This is a genomic window from Nocardia yamanashiensis NBRC 100130, from assembly GCF_001613325.1.
GTDB classification, from domain to species: Bacteria; Actinomycetota; Actinomycetes; order Mycobacteriales; family Mycobacteriaceae; genus Nocardia; species Nocardia yamanashiensis.
The window spans coordinates 16,573-35,292 of the sequence record NZ_BDCD01000011.1 but is presented as its reverse complement, the minus strand read 5'-3'; the positions used below and the strand labels follow the sequence as shown (position 1 = coordinate 35,292).

Here is an 18,720-nt window from a genome sequence, read left to right as displayed (position 1 = left end):
CTCACTCATGTGCCACTGATCATGAAGGGCAGGGTTTCCCGGGTTGGCGTTTCACTTTCCGGGGGCGTGAGCAGAGGAACCGTCAGGCGTTTCGGGCAGCGGCGGTGCCGGCTCGGCGGCCGAAGAAGGTGCCATCGCCGAGGGAGGTGCCCGAGATGTAGCCGAACCCGTGTAGGCCGCTGGCGGCGCGGCCTGCGGCGAAGAGGCCGGGGATGGGGCGGGCGTCGAGATCCAGGACGTGGCCTTCGAGGTCGGTGTGCAGGCCGCCGAGGGTGAAGACCGAGGCGCCGGTGCCACGGCGGTCGCCGGATTCGGCGGGCGGGCGGATACCGGCCTTCACGTCGATGGCGGCCAGCGGCGGAACCAGTGGGCGCAGCCAGCGCGGGGATTTGTGGTGGTCGAGATCCGTTCCGGCAGTGGCGAGTTCGTTGTAGCGGCGGATGGTGTCGACCAGGGAGCCGGTGGGGAGGCCGGTGAGTTCTTCGAGTTCCGAGGGGGTTTCGGCGACGTGGGTGGGCTGGACGCCCCAGCGCTGGGGTTCGGGGACGTCTTCGAAGCCGGTTTCGTCGACGATCACCCAGACGGCGGTGTCGGTGCCGGCCCAGCTGCCGCCCATATTGTTGCGGTAGAGGGCGGATTGGCCGATGCGGCCGGGGTAGGTGTCCTCGTTGATGAAGCGGCGGCCGAGGCCGTTGACGACCATGCCGCGGGCGGCCAGGCCGGGGATGAGGGACATGCCGATCTGGCCGGCGTTCATGTGTCGGACGGCCGCGCCGAGGGCCTGGGCCATGCGGATGCCGCTGCCGTCGTCGGTACCGGCGCTGACCTTGGTGTGGCCGAGGAGTTCGGGGGCGTGGTCGGCGAGCATGGGGTCGTTGTCGACGAAGCCGCCGGTGGTGAGGACGACGCCGCGGCGGGCGCGGATGGTGAGTTCCTTGCCGTAGCGGCGGGCCACCACACCCACCACGCGCGGGGCGACGGCCGGGTGACGCCCGGCGGCCTGGTCGGGGTCGCCGGCAGCGGCAGCGGCAGCATCGCCGTCGGCGACGATGAGCGCGGTGACGTAGGTATCGAATTGCGCTGTCGCACCGGCCGATTCGGCGGCGGCGGTGAGGCATTCCATCAGCAGTTTGCCGCCGAAGTCGTTGGCGGTGGGGCGATGGCCGCGCGGGGCGGGATGCGCGAGTTCGGTGAAGGGCCAGCTGTTCTCGCCCAGCCACATGAGGCCGTCGTCGGTGGGCGGAACCCAGGTGGGGGCGTCCCACATGCTCGGCTTGAAGGGGACGCCGCGGTCGACCAGCCACTGGAAGTGCTCGACGCTGCCCGCGCAGTATTCGTCGATCTTGACCGCGTCCGCGCCGGTGCCTAGAGCGGCCTTCAGGAAGGCGGCCATGGCTTCGGGGGTGTCGTTGTACCCGCAGGCGATCTGGATGGGCGTGCCGCCGCCCAGGTAGATCTCGCCGCCGGACATGGCGGAAGCGCCGCCGGGCCCGCCCGCACGGTCCACGACGAGCACCCGGGCTCCGGTGTGAGCGGCCTCGAAGGCGGCCGCCGCGCCCGCCGCGCCGTAGCCGACGACCAGCACGTCGGTCTCGAGGTCGTAGCTGTTCACCGTGCTCGCCGCGCGGGGCGTCACCGAATTCCGCACTGTCATGGGTACGACGGTGCCCGCCCGACCGGGGCTGCCCTAGCGCCGCATCTTGCTGAGCGACTCGGTGATCCCGTTGACCGGGACTGCGACCCGTGCCGGGCCTGCCTACCACCGATGGTGTGTGAACGGCGTCACTTGTGGTTGGGGGCGCTTCATGAGGAGGAGAGTCAATGCGGATTCTGGTCACCGGGGTCACCGAGCCCAGCGGAAAGGCCGTGGCGCGCATGCTGCTGGCGGCCGGGCACGAGGTCACGGGGCTGGACCGGCAGCGGGATCGCTATGTCGATCCGCGGGTCGAGCAGACCGTCGGCGATCCGGCCGACGCCCGGACCTGCGCGCGGGCCGTCACGGGCGTGGACGCCGTGGTGCACCTGGCGGGCAATGCGGTGGCCGGTATCGCGCAGGCGGCCGCCGAAGCCGGGGTGCGGCTGGTGGTTCCCGTTGCGGCGGGCCAGGATTCGGTCGAGCGCGCCGTCACCGCGAGCGGAGCCGACGCGCTGATCGTGCGGACCGCGCTGGTCGCCGGTCGCCGCATCGACGGCGCCGGCTGGCGCACGCTCGAATCGCTGACCGCCGGCAAGGACGGCTTCCAGGTGCTGCACTACGACGATCTGGAGCGCTTCCTGGTGCAGGCCGCGCTGTCGCAGCGCAGCGGCATCGTCGAATTGGCCGCTCCCGGTGAGGTTTCCGGCGTCGAGGTGAAGCGGATCCTGCGCGAGGCGGGCGTGAAGTACACGCCGTGGCTGCCCAAGTCGGCGGCGAACCGGCCGCGCCTGGACACCACCGCGGCCCGCGAGGAGTGGGGCTTCCGCTACGGCTGGACCGCCAACGAAGTGATCGTCGATGTGGCGCGCGGCCTGCACGGGCGCAAGGCGGCCGGTTCCGGGTTCCGCAGCCGCACCGGCGCGATCCCGCTGCCCGCGCACGTGGTGCCGCAGAACGCGCCCACCTCCGACGGTTACGCGCTGAAATCCGGTGCGCCGGAGGGTCTTCAGGGCGAGTTCGACGATCTCATCGACGACCGCATCCCGGTGTTCACCGCCACCAATACCTCCGAGGCGCTGCCCGGCCCGCTCACCCCGCTGACCATCGATCTGCAAGCGGGTGCCATCCGGCTCGGCAACGAGGCCATGGGCAATATGATCGCCATCGAGGGAATCGCGTTGGAGCACTGGGTTTCCCGGGTCACCGGCGTGCTCGGGCATCACATGTACATCAATGCCTCGATCGGCGTCTTCTCGGCCGAGAACATGCCCGGATGGGACGAGGAGAGCGTGCGCCGCGACGTGTACGGCGCCATCGGCGATGTGGAGCTACACCCCAAGGGCCGCCCCGCCATGCCGACCGGAATGGCCAAGCGCGCGGGCACTTTCAAGGCGATGGGCCGGGTCGCCCGCACCGCCATGAGCTACGCCAAGACCGCCGAGCTGATCAATGCCGCCGCGCACGCGGAGGCCATCGACCGCGACGGTATCGCCGAGCTGACCGATGAGCAGCTGCACGCCCGCGCCCTGCTGTGGCGCGACCGCCTGAACCAGGCGTGGCAGGCCGCTTCCATCGGCGTCATGATGACCGGCGCCGCCACCGCCGCCCACAAGGGCGAAGTCAAGATCAACCTGGAGCGCCTGGAGTCGGCCAAGACCATGCTGGCCGTGGAGCGCCTGGCGGCCCTGTGCCGCAAGGATTCCGGTCTGCAGGGCGTCGCCAAGTCCGGTGACGTGGCCGCCGCGCGCGAGAAGTCGCCCGAGTTCGCCCGGGCCCTGGACGAGGAACTGGCCCGGATCGGCCATCGCGGCCCGGGTGAGTGCGAGCTCATCAACGCCACCTTCGGCGATCGCCCGGAACTGCTGGTGACCGCCGCCGGCCGGGCCGCGGAAATGCCCGCGCCGCACCGCGAACCGGTGCCGGACCCGACCTCGCGCACCGCCAAGATGGCCGTCGGCGCGACCGTCTACCGCGAACGCGCCCGCGATGCCGTGGTGCGCGTCACCAACTGCCTGCGCCTGGCCACCCAGGAGCGCGCCGCCCGCCTGATCAAGGCCGGCAGGCTCACCGAGATCGAGGATTCGGCGTTCCTGACCCTCGACGAGATCCTGTGGGCCCCGGCCGATCTGAAGGAACGGGTGGCCCGCCGCCGCGCCGAGCGCACCCGCTACCAGGGCGTGCGCATGCCCGATGTGGTGAACGGTGAATGGGAGCCGGAAGAGGTCTCCGGCGCGCTGCCGATCGGCGGCACCCTGACCGGTCTGGGCGTCAGCCCGGGCGTGGTGGAGGGCACCGTCAAGCGGGTGCTGTCCCTCGACGACGATATCGAGCCCGGCGACATCCTGGTCGCCTCGGTGACCGACACCGGCCACACCGCCATGTTCGGCTACGCGGGCGCGGTGGTCACCGATATCGGCGGCGCCGCCTCGCATGCCGCCATCGTGGCCCGCGAGTTCGGGGTCCCCTGCGTGGTGGACACCAAGACCGCGAGCACCAGCCTCAGCGACGGACAGCGGGTCCGGGTGGACGGCGCCGCCGGCACCATCACCCTGCTGGCCGACGCCGACTGATGCGGGCCCGGGCGGCGATCCACCGGGGTCACCGCCCGATCCGCAAGAGCGACACCGCTCACCGGGACCCGCGCCGGGAGTTCGCCCGCTGTATCCCGTTCCGCTACCCCGCGGCGGCAATGTCGCCGCGGCCGACTTCGAACGCCGCGCCGCAATCCGGTGCGGCGTTCGGTTGTGACCCGGGCCGGGCACCCACTGCCCGGTCCGTTTTGGAAAGGAATATCGCTAGTGACGTATTCGCGCGCTGTACGCGGCACCCTCACCGGTGTTGCCGCCGTACTCCTGGCCGCGGGCCCGATCGCGGTCACACCCGCGTTCGCCGCCCCGGCCGTCCCCGGCATCGCACACCAGGCTCCGGCCAATGCCCCGCTGGCGTTGCAGGCCGCCCCGAACGCCCGTGACATCGGCGGGGTTTCGGCCACCGCGGGCAAGATCAAGCCGGGCCTGGTGTACCGCACCGACGCCCTGAACCGCCTCACCGACGCCGATCAGCAGGCGCTGGTCTCCGCCGGCATCACCAACATCATCGATCTCCGTTCGCCGACCGAGCGGGCGGCCAACCCGGACAAGATCCCGGCCTCGATCCCGGTGCAGACGTTGCCGATCTACGATCCGGCCAACGACTTCTACCTGTTCTTCGCCAAGGCCGTGCAGGGCGGCCCGGCGTACCAGCAGCAGGTGCTCGGTGACGGCAAGGCCGTGAAGTACATGGTCGACTACTACAAGTGGATGATCACGGACGCGACCACGCGGCAGCAGCTGGCGACCGCGCTGCGGAGCATCGCCGACGCCAACGGCCCGGTGCTGTACCACTGCACGCAGGGTAAGGACCGCACAGGCGTGCTGACCGCGATCCTGATGAGCATCCTGGGCACCTCGAACAACGACATCTACGCCAACTACCTGCTGTCCAACGACAAGCTGGCCGCCAGCAACAAGGCCACCCTGGACGCGCTGGTGGCGCAGGGCCTGGTGCAGGACCGGACGCTGTTCGAGCCGGTGCTCGGCGTGCAGCGGGAATTCCTGGACGCGGCGCTGAACCAGATCAACGCCTCCTACGGTTCGATGGCCACGTTCGTGCAGCAGGGTCTGGGCCTCAACGGCGATGTGACGGGCAAGCTCACCTACCGGCTGGTCGAGCGGTCCGGTCCGTTCGGATAAGCAGCCGGTTCGGATGCCGGTGTCGCGTGTGGGGCGGCGCCGGCATTGTCGTGTTCTGGCATGTCCGCAGACATATAGCCGATGCGCATGCGAAAATTCGCATGGTGCACGAGATCTGGCAGCTCGATGGGCGGCGCACCCGCTCGGTCAGCGCGGAGAATCCGACCGGCGCGCCCGGGGCGGGTGGCCGCGCCATCGCCGGTACCGGGGCGTTCGCGGCGGCGGGATTGGGCCGGGGCTGGAAGGTTTCACCGTCCATCGACCTGGCGCCGGGTGAAACCGCCACGCTCGCCGATATTTCCGGCCCCGGTGTGATCCGGCATCTGTGGCTCACCACCGACCGCACGCTGCTGCGGCACTTCACCCTCCAGATGCATTGGGACGGCAGCCCCGAACCCGCGGTGGCGGTGCCGCTGGGCGACTTCTTCTGCAATGGCTGGGATCAGCTGGCGCTGGTGAATTCGCAGCTGATCGTGGTGGCCCCGGCGGGCGGCCTGAACAGCTACTGGCCCATGCCGTTCCGCTCGCACGCCTTGATCACCCTGCACAATGGCTCCGACCGGTCGGTACCTGTTTACTATCAGATCACCTATCTGGAAGAGGATGTTCCGGACACTTCCGGCTATCTGCACGCACTCTGGCGGTGCAGCGATCCACTCGGAAATCCGGCCGTGCATCCCATCGTCGAAGTCGCCGGCGGTCCGGGCCGTTATGCCGGAACGTATCTCGCCATCGAACCCCGCGTTCCGGGCTGGTGGGGCGAGGGCGAGCTGAAGTTCTATCTGGACGACGACTCCGAATTCCCGACCATCTGCGGCACCGGCACCGAGGACTATTTCGGCGGCGCTTGGAATTTCGATCTCAACGGCGCGCAACTGCCCTACTCCACCCCATATCTGGGCCTGGTGCAGGTGCAGCCGCGCGACCGCATCTACGAACCGCACCAGCGATTCGGCATGTACCGCTGGCACATTCCCGACCCCATCTGTTTCGACACCGGACTGCGCGCCACCGTGCAGGCGCTGGGCTGGCGCGAGGACGGGCACTACCTACCCCTCGATCACGCGCACGTGGCGACGACCGCCTTCTGGTATCGATCGCTCCCCTGATCCCCTATTTCCCTGACCATTCGATTGCTATTGGGTAAAAAGCGCCGGTTACCCGGGAGTCGGGTGCATCGTTATTACTATGCGCGCGTTGGTCGTCGAGAAGCCGGGCCGGTTCTCGGTCGAAACTGTCCCAGATCCCGCACCCGGTCCGGGCGAAGCGGTGATACGAGTGGACGCGGTCGGGATTTGCGGAACCGATATCCATATCACCGAGGGGGAATTCCCGCCCACGCCCTATCCCATCGTGCCCGGACACGAATTCGCCGGGGAGGTAGTGGCACTCGGCCCGGAAACCGCCGGCGTACGGGTGGGCGATCGGGTGGCGGTCGATCCCTCGCTGTTCTGCGGCCGCTGTCATTACTGCGCGATCGGGCGCGGAAATCTGTGCGAGAACTGGGGCGCCATCGGCGATACCGTCGACGGCGCCATGGCGGAATACGTGAAAGCGCCCACCGCCAACTGTTATCGGCTACCCGGGCATATCCCGGCCGCGCACGGCGCATTGGTGGAACCGCTCTCCTGCGCCGTGCACGGATTCGACCGGCTGCCCCGGCAACTGGGCACGCACTATCTGATCTACGGGGCGGGCACCATGGGCCTGCTCATGACGCAATTGGCCGTCGCGGCCGGGGCGGCCTCGGTATCGGTGGTGGACACCAATCCCAACCGGCTCGCGGTGGCGCGCACGCTCGGCGCGGACGCCGCCACCGTCGGCGCCGACGATCTGGACCGGCCCGAGGGCTGGGAGATCGTCATCGAATGCAGCGGCTCGGTGGCCGCTATGGAGGACGGGCTGACCCGGGTTCGGCGGGGCGGCACCTATCAGCAATTCGGCGTCGCCGCGGCGACGGCGCGGGCGGCGGTCTCGCCGTTCCGCATCTACAACGACGAGATCACCATCGTGGGTTCGATGGCGGTCCTGCACAGTTTCGGCCGGGCCGTGGATCTCATGGGCGAAGGCGTCATCGACGCGGAAACCATGATCACCCACGACTTCTCGCTCGACGAGTTCGACGAGGCGCTGCGCACCTTCCGCGCGGGCACCGGCCGCAAGATTCAGCTGCACCCCGGGCGGCGGGCGGCGCGATAAGACGGGTAGGGGCCAATGACGGTCGTTGCCGGAGTGGATTCGTCCACGCAGTCCTGCAAGTTGGTGGTGTGCGACGCCGATACCGGAACGGTATTGCGGCAGCGGCAGATTCCGCACCCGGACGGGACGGAGGTGCCGCCGTACCTGTGGTGGGACGCCTTGCGCACCGCCTGCGACCGCATGATGCGGGATGTGGAGGCGATCGCGGTGGCCGGGCAGCAGCACGGCCTGATCGTGCTGGACGCGGCGGGCAATCCGGTGCGGGACGCGCTGCTGTGGAACGACACCCGCTCCGCCGAGGCCGCCGCGCAATTGGTGGCCGAGCTGGGCGGCCCGCAGGCCTGGGCGGACGCGGTCGGTTCGGTGCCGCTGGCCGCGCATACGGTGGCCAAGCTGCGCTGGTTCGCCGACCACGAACCCGAACTGGCCGACCGGACGCAGCGGGTCATGCTGCCGCACGACTATCTGACCTGGCAATTGCGCGGCGGCGATCCGGCCACCGAGCCCACCACCGATCGCGGTGACGCCTCCGGCACCGGCTACTGGTCACCAGCGGGCGGGCACTATCGAACCGATCTGCTGTCCTTGGCTTTTCGCGGCCGCACGCCCGCGCTGCCGCGGGTGCTGGCGCCCGCCGAGGTGGCCGGGCACACCCCGGGCGGCCGGTTGGTCGCGGCGGGCACCGGCGACAATGCCGCCGCCGCACTGGGTCTGGGCATCGAGGACGGCGATGTGGTGGTGTCGCTGGGCACCAGCGGGACGGTCTTCACCCGCGCCGCGCAGCCCAGCGCGGACGCCTCCGGCGCGGTCAACGGTTTCGCCGATGCCACCGGGGCGTATCTGCCGCTGGTCTGCACGCTCAATGCCGCGCGCGTGCTGGATGCCACCGCCGTGCTGCTGGGCACCGACGTGTCCGGGCTGGAAGTGCTTGCGGCGCAATCGCCCGCGGGGGCCGACGGGTTGATCCTGCTGCCCTATCTGACCGGTGAGCGCACGCCGAACCTGCCGCACGCCACCGGCAGCCTGCACGGGCTGCGACCGCACACCATGCGCCCGCATCATCTGGCGCGGGCCGCCATCGAGGGCATGCTGTGCAATATCGCCGACGCCTTCGACCGGCTGCCCACGGTGCCGCGCCGCATTCTGCTGATCGGCGGGGCGTCGCGGTCCCGGCTCATCGCGCATGCCGCGGCGACCATTTTCGGGCGCACGGTGGCGGTGCCGAATCCGGGTGAGTACGTGGCGCTGGGCGCGGCCCGCCAAGCCGCCTGGGCGCTGCGCGGCGGTCCGCGGCCGCCGCGCTGGCTGACCCCGCCCGCCGTCGAATTCCATTCCGCGGCAGCCGGTCTCGGGGCGGCGATCCGGCAGCGCTACGCGGAGGTGCGGGATACCTACTATCCGTAGACGACCGGATCGTCGGACAGGAAATCGTCCCAGGCGCGCTGCCGTTCCAGATAGGTCCGGAGGGCGTCGCGGACGATCTCCTGTTTGGATCGCCCTTCCATCACCGCCTGCGCGGTCAGCGCAGCCTCTTCACTCTCGCTGAGCCGCAAAGTCCATGCCACCGGCAAGTAATACCATCCCGGCGGCGGTGTGTCCCGGGGATGAGCGCCGGTCGGCCAGATGTTGAAACAAATTCACTTCACATCACGCCGAGCCGGAAGAGCAGCCGCGGATACCAGCCCACCGGATGCGGTTTCCGGACCGCGCCGGTGAGTTCGCGCTCGACGCGGTCCAGCAGCGCTTCCAGGCAGGCGTCGTGCAGCGCGCGAATCGCGATCGGCCACAGCAGCGGGAAGAGGCCGCGCAGGCGCATGGCGGTGGTGTGGCGCAGTTCGGTGGTCTGCTCGTCGATGGGCTCGATGGTGAACTCGTGGAAGCCGGCCATCTCCGGAGCGCCGGTGAAGCGGAAGCGAATCCAGCGGCCCGGCTGGTAGCCGACCACCGTGTAGGTGCCGCCGCCGTGCCCGCCCTCCGCGCCGATGCCGAGGGGCTGTTCGACGCGCATCTCCGGGAACGGGCGGCCCGGCCAGACCCGGTCGGCGTCGCCGCTGCCGAAGGTTTCCAGCAGGTCGGCGACCTTCCCGGCGGGAACGGGGAGCTTGCGCGCGTGCACATTGACTACGTCCATCACACAACGCCTTTCAATTGGAATGTTCGCTTCACATCAATTGGAGCACCCCTTCCAATTCGGCGGTAGGTGGGGGCGCTCACTATCGTGGAGGCGTGGGCATCATGGGCGAACTCTTCGGGAAGAAGATCGAGAAGGACGACAGCTCGGACAGCACCGGCGAACCGGTGCGCCCGCGGCTGGACCTGGACCTGGACGCCGGGGTCATCCGCGTGACAGGCAAACCCCCGGCCGCGAAGACCCGCGACGACGACTGACCCCTCGTCATTCCGGCATGCTTTCAGCCGGAATCCATACGGTTCGCCGGGATGACTAGTGCGCCGCGCGATGCTGCTCGGCCGCCAGGAAATGCGCGGTGGCACGGGTGGATTCGTAGAGGGCGCGGTAGTGGCGGTGGTACGGCTCGTAGCGGGCGGTGTGCGCGGGATCGGGCTGAATGGTGTCGATCACCGGATTCCAGTGCGCGGTGCCGAGGCCGATCGCCTCGGCCGCCAGCAGCGCGTCGCCCAGCGCCGCGCCGACGGTATCGGCCGGAAGTTGCTGCGGCAGACCGGTGATATCGGAGACGATGCGGGTCCACAGGCCACCCTTGGTACCGCCGCCGACCGCGACCAGGCGACGGGCCCGGCCACCCGCGGCGGTCATGGCCTCCAGATTGTGGCGGACGCCGTGGCCGATGCCTTCCAGAACGGCCCGGTACAGGTCGGCGCGGGTGTGGTTGAGGGTGAGCCCGGCGATCATGCCGCGCGCATCCGGATCGAACAACGGGGTGCGCTCACCGGCGAAGTACGGCAGCACCAGCAGACCGCGGCTGCCCGGCGGCACCAGGGCGGCCTCCTCCACCAGTTCGGTGTAATCGCTGCCGGTGAGGGTGCGCAGCCAGTCGGTGACCGCGCCGGAGGTGGCCATGCCCGCGGCGGAAGTGTATGTGCCGGGCCAGGTTCCGCAGGTGCTCCAGAGTCCGGGATGCGGGCGCGGGGCGGTGAGCACCTGGGTGAGGAACAGCGTGGTGCCGTACATGATCATGACGTCGCCGGGGTCGCGGACGCCCACGCCCGCCGCCTCGGCCCAGGCGTCGATGGTGCCGGTGGTGACCGGCAGTCCTGCGGGGAGACCGGTGGCGGCAGCGGCCGCGGCCGTCACGCGGCCGACAATCTCGGTGGGCCAGGCCAATTCGGGCAGCGGCAGACCCGGGGCCACCGATTCGGCCCAGTCGCGAGCCCAGTCCCGGGCCATCAGGTCGTACATGGGTACGCATTGACTGGCGGATTGGTGATCCAGCACGTAGCGGCCGGTGAGCCGGTGAACCAGAAAGGAACTGGCCATCAACAGCATCCGGGTGTCCTTCCACACCTCCGGTTCGTGCCGGATGAGCCAGCGTAGTTTCGGCCCGACGGCCTGGCTGGTGAGCGGCGAACCGGCGCGTTCCAGCACCGTCTCCGGCCCCAATTCCGCTTCCAGTTCGGCGATTTCGACGCCCGCGCGGGTGTCCACCCCGTATAGGATGGCGGGCCGCAGCGGCCGTCCGGCGGCATCGGCCGGTAGCAGGCACGGTCCGATACCGCTCACGGCGAGCGCATCGATCAGCTCACCGCCGGCCGCGGCCACCAGTTCCCGGGCGATGGTCACGAAGTCGGCCCACCACACCTGCTCGGCGTCGTGCTCGAACCAGCCCGGCCGCGGGGTCGAAACCCGGTGCGGGCGTTCGGCTCGCATGGCGACCAGGCCCTCGTGATCGACCAGGACGCCCTTGGATCCGGAGGTGCCGATATCGATGCCCAGCAGCATGTCAGCTCGCCCTGGTGAATTCGTCGAGGGTGACGTCCAGCAGCGCGCAGGCCGCGCGCACCGCGGCGCGATGATCGCCCGGGACGGCGTGAATGTGGTTGGCCCCGAAGCGGGACAGGAAATCGCCCGCGTCGGCGTCGAGTCTGGCGAAGGCGTGCGGCCATTCCCAGGTGGACCGGCGCATGAGCTGTTCGTTGGTGCGATCGTCGTAGTTCTCGAACGCGCCCAGCATCAACTGCATTCGATACGCGCCGTTCTTGCGGGTGAGCCGGGCCAGCGTCATCTCCCCGGGCGCGGCCAGGTGATGCACCGACGCGCCGCCGGCCGGAAAGAAGAACACCTCCGGATACAGGTGCACCTTGGCCAGGTTCTCCTCGGCGTCCGCGCTGCGGGCCGCGTACCAGGTGGCGTGCTGGCCGGAATTGCACAGATCCCAGATGTCGCGGTCGGCGTGATAGTGGCGCACATCCGCGAAAAGCACCGGCGTACCGGCGATCTGCTTGAGCAGCTGCATGGTGAGCGCGCCGTCCATATCGGCTTCGGTGGCGCAGACGTGGGTCTGTTTGGGGCCGTTCCAGTCGTAGGGATCGTTGAGGAACGCCTCGGTGACGTCCATCGTGGCGAAGTACTGGGTGAGCTCCGGCTGGCCCTTGATACCGGTGAAGTCCAGATGCCATTCGGCGATCAGGTCGCGCATGGCCAGGTACGAGCGGATCTGGCGTTCCAGGATTTCGGGGGTGAGCTTGCGGCCGTCGTAGTGCACCCCGGCGGCATTGCGCTCCAGCCATTCTCGCGCGCCCTTGGCCTCCCCCGCGTCGGCGAGTTCGGCGCGGCGTACGATCTCCCACTGATCGATCTCCTCCACGTCCACGCCGAACACGCGCTGCCATTGGTCGGTGGCGGCGACGGCGGTGTTCATGCCCATGGGGCGGCCGCCGATGCGCCCGAAGGTGCTGCCGCGCAGGCTCGTCACGGCCGCTGCGGCCCGCGCCTTCGCGCCGATTTCGGCGATCAGCTCCGGATCCTCCGGGTCGCCCCAGAGCCGGGCGTGGTCGCGGCCGATCTGATCGAGCGCGCCGCCCGCGGCCAGCATGCCCACCATGCCCGGTTGGACCGGATCGATATTCGACAGCAGCAGAAGCGGACTGGTCAGTGCACCGGCGGCCAGCATGGTGAAATGCGGGAAGGCCCAGACCGCGTAGTGCAGTACGGTCAGGTCCACGCCGGAGGCCTGCACCCGTCTGGCGACCGCCACCGCCTGTTGATTGGTGCCGACCGGTTCTCGACCGCGGACCACCGTGTGCCCGGCCGTGGTCAGGGCCGCGACCAGGCGATCCTCCGCCGCCCGAATGAATCCGACGATGCCCCCGTGCACATAGTCGCGGCCGTCGGAAACGCTGATGACACCGATACGGGCCATTGCCTGCCTCCCCGCACTGGGTGGACTTCCGTCTCAAGAATCCCAGCTCAGAGATTGCGCCGGGAGGGAATGGCGAAGATCGGAGCCAGCGCCACGCCGCCGCGGTCCCAGCCCGCCGTGGTGACCCACAGCCGGCCGTCGGCCTCGATCACCTCGGCGGCGTGCGCGTGGATGCGGCCGACCAGGTCCTGCGGATGGAAGCGAAACGGGTTGTCGCTGCGGAAGATCTCGGTGCCGTCGTAGTCGGGGCGCGGGCCGATGAGCAGATACCAGTGCCCGTCGTGGCGCAGCACGAAGGGCGATTCGGTATTGCCGGCTTCGGTGCCGGTGGTGGGATCGGTGTAGGCGACGCTGCGCTGGCTCCAGTACACCAGGTCGGTGCTGGTGCGGTAGGCGACCACGTGATTGCCGCCGGCGGCCTTGCGGGTGGCGCAGTAGTACATGACCCAGCGATTGCCCAGGCGCAGCACCATGGGATCGCGGGCGTCGTAGCCGTCGCGGAAGAGCGGGCCGTCGCCGTGGCGCTGCCAGTGGAAGAGGTCGTGCGACACGGCCAGATACATGCCGGTGGCGGTGCGATCCGCGCCCCCGCCGTCGTAGAACATGAAGTAGCGCGCGCCGTGGCGGACCACGAACGGGGCCCACAGGTGCGTCTCGCCGTGCGCGGCGGAGGCGGTCAGCACCGAGGGGTGCTTGGTCCAGGGACCGTGCAGGCGCTCGGCGGTCGCGTGCGCGAACTCGTGCTCGTCGAACGGGTCGGCCGGTTCCGGATGGGTGATGCCGAACAGGTGCCAGCGGTCGTCCGGTCCGCAAATCACGGTGTGGTCGTTGATATACCAGCGTTCACCCGGTTCACTGGGATCGTAGATGCGCCTGAATTCCCCGGCCCGCAACGGCTGCTGCACGGTGACCTCCGTCTCCTCGCGACAACATCCAATGCTCCCACCACTAGGACAGGAACAGACCTAATTCGGTCGCAGACTGGGCGCATGACGGAAATCTCGCTGCGCGCCCTGAACCGCACCCTGCTGCTGCGTCAGCATCTGCTGGAACGCAGCGATATGCCCGCGGCGGATTTGATCCAGCACCTGGTGGCCGTGCAGGGACAGGAACCGAACTGGCCGTACGTGGGGCTGTGGACGCGCCTGACCGGGTTCCGGCACGAGGAGCTGGCGAAGCTGCTCGACGATCGAACGGTGGTGCGCGCCACCATGATCCGTCGCACCGTGCACCTGGCCACCGCCGCGGATTTCCGCTGGATGTACCCCACCGTCCGGCCGGTGCCCGGTTCGGCGCTGCAAGCCGCGTACTTCCGCGAGGCGGTGGACGGGGTGAACCACGACGAATTGGCCACCGCCGGAACCGAACTCCTCGCCGGGCGCACCCTCCCCCGCGCCGAACTCGGCAAGCTGCTCGCCGCGACCTTCCCCACCGATCATCCCAGCCGCCTGGCCTACGCCGTGGGCGTCATGCTGCCGTTGATCCACGACGCCGCGGCCGGGACCTGGGGCGGCTGGAGCAACCGCCGCGTCTCGGTCTCGCTCGCCGAGGATTGGCTGGGCGTACCCGTCCTGGACACCCCACAGCCGGAAACCCTGATCCTCCGATACCTGGCCGCCTATGGTCCCGCCACGGTGGCCGATGTCCAGAACTGGTCCGGCACAACCCGTCTCGCCGAGGTGATGACGCGCCTGCAACCGCGACTCCGAGTCCTGCACGACGAATCCGGCCGCGAACTCTTCGATCTCCCCGACGCCCCCCTGGCCGACCCGGACCTCCCCGCCCCGGTCCGCTTCCTGCCCGCCTTCGACAACTCCGCCCTCGGCCACCAGGACCGCCGCCGCATCATCAGCGACCCGGACCGCGCCCGGATCAACAAGATCGCCTCAGCGGGCGTCCCGATGTACTTGGTCGACGGATTCGTCCACGGCCGTTGGGATCTCGAAGGCTCCACCCTCCGCATCACCCCGTGGCATCCCCTGTCCGCAGCCGACGAAGCCGACGTGATCGCAGAGGCCGCCCGCCTGCTGCCGGTGATCACCACCGATGCCGAGGCCGAGATCGTCATCGCGCCCCACTGATACCGAAGGCCCCGGCATCGCCATGCTCGGAAACAGCCCCGGTCAACTCCGATGCCGGACCGCCCCGGCACGGTGGAACCGGCCGCACCATAATGCGATGCGGCCCGCGAGCGGTCTGGATACGCTCGCGCCATGACCGCAGCAGAAGACGCACCCTGCCCCGAATGTGGTTCGGGCGCACACGAAATCCGGTACGGGTTTCCGACACCGGAGCTCATGGAGCTCGAGGAGCTGGGCGAGGTCGCGCTGGGCGGCTGCTGCATCGACGGCGACTCACCGCGCTGGCAGTGCCGGGAATGCGGTACGCGCTACGGGAAAACACTCGCCTGACGTAGCCCAATTGGTCCGGCGCTGAATGACGGAACACCGCCAGCAGTCTCAGCGGAACTCCATGCGCCCTCCGGATGCCGCTCCCCTCCGTCATTCCGGCGTGCTTTTGGCCGGAATCCACACGGTTCGCTGGGGTGTGGATCCCGGCTAAAGCATGCCGGGATGACGAGGGCGGCACCGCAGTGCCTGGGAGCGCCTCGGTGCCGGGCGCGCCGCAGTGCCAGGCAGCGCCGCAGTGCCGGGCGCGCCGCGCTGCCAGGGAGCGCCGCGGTGCCGAACGTCAGGCCACCAGGGCGCGGCGGAGCTGTTCCAGTTCGGCTTCCGCAAGCCCCTGCGCCAGTAGCCATTCGGCTGCTCCGCCGTGTTCCGCGTGCAGGTTCTCCAGGAAGCGGAGCATGGTTTCGGCGGTGACGGCGAGGATGCCGGTGTTGGCCTGCGGGAGTCCCTCGTAGGAGGGCAGGGCGTCGAGGCGGTCGCGGACGCGCTGCATGCGCAGGTTGGTGAGGGCGTAGTCGTCGGCGATCGCGGCTGACGGGACGCCTACCGCGTCGAGCAGGACGGCGGCGAGCACGCCGGTGCGGTCTTTGCCTGCGGCGCAGTGGAACAGGACCGACTGCTGGGTGGGGTCGATGATGAGGCGGACCGCTTCGACGATGTGCTCGGTGCTGCCCGCGAGGAGCTGGCCGTAGAGTTCGGTGAGGTCTACGCGGGTCTTGTCGGGGACCAGATCCCTTGCGGCCAGGGAGGATTGCGGGGACTTGCGGATCGGCAGGTTCGCGATGTTCAGGTTCGCGTCAGCGATCAGGCCGTAGCCCTCGCGCTCCACCTCGTCGGGCAGGCGCAGGTCGATGACCGTGCGCAGGCCGAGGAATTCGGTGAGGTGCGCCAGGTCCTCGGGGGTGGCCTGTTGCAGGGTGCTGGAGCGGAACACCACGCCGAAACGGGTGGTGCCGCCGCCGTGGACGGGGAGCCCGCCCAGATCGCGCACATTGTCGATCTGGGCGAACTCGATCCAACGCTCGCCCGCTGCCGGGTTGTGCGAAATGCGGGGAGCGGAGGTCACGGGATCAGTGGGCACGGCCGGCCGCCGCTTCCTCGGCGCGGGTCAGGCCGCACAGGCCGATCAGGTCTTCGTGCAGCTCGAACCAGACGGTGTGATAGCTGTCCATGATCGGGCGGGCCACCCAGGTGTGATCACCTTCGGCGATCTTCTCCACCGCGCGATCGAGCCGGGCCAGGTAGCCGGACAGCCGCGGTGCGATACCGCCGATACGGGCGATGAGCGGGCGCAGGCTCGCGTGCGTGGCGTTCAACCGCGCCAGCACACCCGCGTCGTACTCGGCGTCCGCGTGATCGTTCACGGTGGCCGGGTCCTTCATCTGCCAGTCGGTGATGATCACCTTGAGATCGGCGTTGTACACACAGAACTCGTCGTAGGCGGCGGTGACGGCGGCATGGTCGATACCGTCGCGCTCCGCGGCGAGCAACTGCTCCAAACGCGGCCGCCCCTCGGGGGTGAGGCGGAACCCGGCCGGGGTCGCCGCGGCCAGCCCAGCGCTGACCAGATCGGCACAGCACGAATCGATTTCAGCAACCTCGGCGAACAAGCTGGCGGCCAGATTGTCGGCCTTCACCCGCCCCTTGATACCGACCAACCGCAGCACGGCCAGTTCGGTGACGGGAGCAGGCGCGGATGCAGCCAGATCGGCCGCGGCATCGGCCTGTCCCGTGGTGGAGCTGGCGGCGTTGCCGTTCGCCTCGGCCGCATCGGCGGAGCGGTTTTCGAGGGCGGCGGCGAGTTGCTCGCTGTCCACGCCGGCCCAGTCGGCGAGGCGGCGCACGTCGTCTAGTACGGACTGTTCGACCGGGTTGGCGGTGATTTCGCCGAGCAGTACCAGGCCCGCCCCGCCGTCGACGGTGACGGTCTTGCCGGTGAGGGCGGCCACGACGCCGGGGCCGCAGCCGACCACGCAGGGGCGACCGAGTTCGCGGCTGACGAGTGCGGCATGCGAAGTGGCGCCGCCCAATTCGGTGACGATGGCGCGGGCGGCGATCATGCCGTGCAGGTCGTCGGGGCTGGTGGTGGGGCGCACCAGGATGACGTCCTCGCCCGCTTCCGCGCGCGCCTCGGCCTCGTTCGGGTCGGTGACCACGATGCCGGAAGCCAGTCCGGGGCAGGCGGATTCGCCGCGGGCGAGGGGCTCGAGTCCGGCGGTGTCACCGGAGGCGGGGCGCAGGACTTCGCGCACCTGCTCGGGGGTGAGGCGGCGCAGCGCCTCGGCGGCGGTGATCAGGCCCTCTTCGACCATGGCGACGGCGGTGCGGACGGCCGCCCGCGCGGAACGCTTGGCCGGACGCGACTGCAACAGCCACAGATTCCCGGATTCGACCGTGAACTCGATGTCCTGCAGATCGCGGCCGTCCCGCTCCAGCAGTTGCGCGGCGGCGATGAGCGGCGCGTGCACGGCGGGCTGGGTGGCGGCCAGCTCGTCGAGCGGGCGCGGGGTGAGGCGGCCGGAGACCACGTCCTCGCCCTGCCCGCCGACCAGCCATTCACCGTAGACGGGACCCTCGCCGGTGTTCGGGTTGCGGCTGAAAAGCACACCGGTGCCGGACAATTCGTCCAGATTGCCGAACACCATGGCCTGCACGGTCACCGCGGTGCCGAGCGTGTCCGGCACGCCGCGATGCGCGCGATAGGTCTTGGCGCGGGCGGAATCCCACGACCGGAACACCGCCTCGACGGCCCCGCGCAGCTGATCCCACGGATCGGCCGGCACCGTCCCGGCCGCGTCGCCGAGCACCGTCTCCCGGTACTGGTGCACGAACCGTTCCCGAGTGTCGTTGGCGTAGGCCGGATTACGCGTCTCATCGGCCAGCGCCCGCTGCACCTCGTCGGTCATGCCGAGGTTGAGCACGGTGTCCATCATGCCGGGCATGCTGATCGCCGCACCCGAACGCACCGACACCAGCAGCGGCCGCTCCGCCGACCCGAATCGCCGCCCGGTCCCGGCCTCGATCATGGCGATGCCGGCCCGCACCTGCGCCCAGATCTCCGCCGCGATCTCCCCGCGTACCGTGTAATCGGCCCACGCGTCGGTGGTGATCACGAATCCCGGCGGCACCGGCAATCCCAGCGCCCGCATGTGATTGATGCTCCACGCCTTGCCGCCGATCTTCTCGCGCGACAGCTTGCAGGCACCGTCGAGTTCGACGACGGTGACGGCGTCGGCCACCGGTCGCTGCGCTAGCTCCGCTCCCGCGCTCATGTCACTCCTCCGAGGTCTTGGATTCATCAACCGCTCCAGCGTCCGCCGCACCGTTCCGGCGGCCGGCCGGGCATATCCGTCCCACCACCGGGACCACTACAACGAGCGTGCCCGGAGTCACCCTCCCGCCCCAAC

16 protein-coding genes are annotated in these 18,720 nt (G+C 69.7%); 8 read left to right on the top strand and 8 right to left on the bottom strand.

Annotated elements, in window-relative coordinates; translation table 11 throughout:
- Positions 1 to 82 precede the first annotated feature (82 nt).
- Entirely contained in the window at positions 83 to 1,654 is a 1,572-nt protein-coding gene (locus tag NY1_RS10785) for an FAD-dependent oxidoreductase (protein ID WP_067710804.1), read from the bottom strand.
- A 167-nt stretch (positions 1,655 to 1,821) separates the two neighbouring features.
- Between NY1_RS10785 and NY1_RS10780 the strand changes: the two genes are divergently transcribed.
- From NY1_RS10780 to xylB, 5 genes are all read left to right on the top strand, one after another.
- Positions 1,822 to 4,206 (top strand): PEP-utilizing enzyme, encoded by a 2,385-nt coding sequence (locus NY1_RS10780; protein ID WP_067710803.1) that lies wholly within the window; start codon positions 1,822 to 1,824, stop codon positions 4,204 to 4,206.
- 228 nt (positions 4,207 to 4,434) lie between these two features.
- Complete coding sequence (locus NY1_RS10775; protein WP_067710802.1) at positions 4,435 to 5,367, top strand: tyrosine-protein phosphatase; 933 nt, start codon at positions 4,435 to 4,437, stop codon at positions 5,365 to 5,367.
- Between the two features lie 104 nt (positions 5,368 to 5,471).
- Entirely contained in the window at positions 5,472 to 6,476 is a 1,005-nt protein-coding gene (locus tag NY1_RS10770; RefSeq protein ID WP_218028344.1) for a glycoside hydrolase family 172 protein, read from the top strand.
- 79 nt (positions 6,477 to 6,555) lie between these two features.
- On the top strand, positions 6,556 to 7,566 hold the full coding sequence (locus NY1_RS10765; RefSeq protein WP_067710800.1) for a zinc-dependent alcohol dehydrogenase family protein: 1,011 nt from the start codon (positions 6,556 to 6,558) through the stop codon (positions 7,564 to 7,566).
- A gap of 15 nt (positions 7,567 to 7,581) precedes the next feature.
- Entirely contained in the window at positions 7,582 to 8,970 is a 1,389-nt protein-coding gene (xylB, locus tag NY1_RS10760; RefSeq protein ID WP_067710799.1) for a xylulokinase, read from the top strand.
- Here the strand turns inward: xylB and NY1_RS41890 are convergent.
- Together NY1_RS41890 and NY1_RS10755 are read right to left on the bottom strand one after the other, a co-directional pair.
- Positions 8,961 to 9,131, bottom strand: coding sequence for a ribbon-helix-helix domain-containing protein (locus NY1_RS41890; RefSeq protein WP_157762149.1), 171 nt, complete (start codon positions 9,129 to 9,131; stop codon positions 8,961 to 8,963). The genes xylB and NY1_RS41890 overlap by 10 nt on opposite strands.
- Positions 9,132 to 9,208: 77 nt before the next feature.
- Positions 9,209 to 9,697 (bottom strand): hypothetical protein, encoded by a 489-nt coding sequence (locus tag NY1_RS10755; protein ID WP_067710798.1) that lies wholly within the window; start codon positions 9,695 to 9,697, stop codon positions 9,209 to 9,211.
- Positions 9,698 to 9,792: 95 nt separating this feature from the next.
- Here NY1_RS10755 and NY1_RS43635 point away from each other — a divergent pair, with 95 nt between their 5' ends.
- A complete protein-coding gene (locus NY1_RS43635; protein ID WP_169815332.1) occupies positions 9,793 to 9,954 on the top strand; it encodes a hypothetical protein in 162 nt (53 codons plus the stop codon).
- 55 nt (positions 9,955 to 10,009) lie between these two features.
- On the opposite strand, the gene NY1_RS10750 is transcribed toward NY1_RS43635, so the two are convergent.
- The 3 genes from NY1_RS10750 to NY1_RS10740 are packed head-to-tail and all read right to left on the bottom strand — an operon-like array spanning position 10,010 to position 13,810.
- Positions 10,010 to 11,485 (bottom strand): FGGY-family carbohydrate kinase, encoded by a 1,476-nt coding sequence (locus NY1_RS10750; protein ID WP_067710797.1) that lies wholly within the window; start codon positions 11,483 to 11,485, stop codon positions 10,010 to 10,012.
- Position 11,486: 1 nt separating this feature from the next.
- Complete coding sequence (locus NY1_RS10745) at positions 11,487 to 12,905, bottom strand: L-fucose/L-arabinose isomerase family protein (protein WP_067710796.1); 1,419 nt, start codon at positions 12,903 to 12,905, stop codon at positions 11,487 to 11,489.
- 47 nt (positions 12,906 to 12,952) lie between these two features.
- Positions 12,953 to 13,810 (bottom strand): family 43 glycosylhydrolase, encoded by an 858-nt coding sequence (locus NY1_RS10740; RefSeq protein WP_233434278.1) that lies wholly within the window; start codon positions 13,808 to 13,810, stop codon positions 12,953 to 12,955.
- 84 nt (positions 13,811 to 13,894) lie between these two features.
- On the opposite strand from NY1_RS10740, the gene NY1_RS10735 reads away from it, so the two are divergent.
- A complete protein-coding gene (locus NY1_RS10735; protein WP_067710795.1) occupies positions 13,895 to 14,986 on the top strand; it encodes a winged helix DNA-binding domain-containing protein in 1,092 nt (363 codons plus the stop codon).
- A 132-nt stretch (positions 14,987 to 15,118) separates the two neighbouring features.
- Positions 15,119 to 15,316: a hypothetical protein gene (locus NY1_RS42765; RefSeq protein ID WP_067710794.1), complete on the top strand. Its 198-nt coding sequence runs from the start codon at positions 15,119 to 15,121 to the stop codon at positions 15,314 to 15,316.
- Positions 15,317 to 15,596: 280 nt separating this feature from the next.
- Here NY1_RS42765 and NY1_RS10725 read toward each other — a convergent pair whose 3' ends face one another.
- Both NY1_RS10725 and NY1_RS10720 read right to left on the bottom strand, forming a co-directional pair.
- Positions 15,597 to 16,394: a tyrosine-protein phosphatase gene (locus NY1_RS10725; RefSeq protein ID WP_084534847.1), complete on the bottom strand. Its 798-nt coding sequence runs from the start codon at positions 16,392 to 16,394 to the stop codon at positions 15,597 to 15,599.
- The gene (locus tag NY1_RS10720) at positions 16,384 to 18,585 is read right to left on the bottom strand and encodes a pyruvate, phosphate dikinase (protein ID WP_084534846.1); all 2,202 of its coding nucleotides are present in this window, start codon (positions 18,583 to 18,585) and stop codon (positions 16,384 to 16,386) included. Before NY1_RS10720 ends, NY1_RS10725 begins: the two co-directional genes overlap by 11 nt.
- Positions 18,586 to 18,720: the final 135 nt, after the last annotated feature.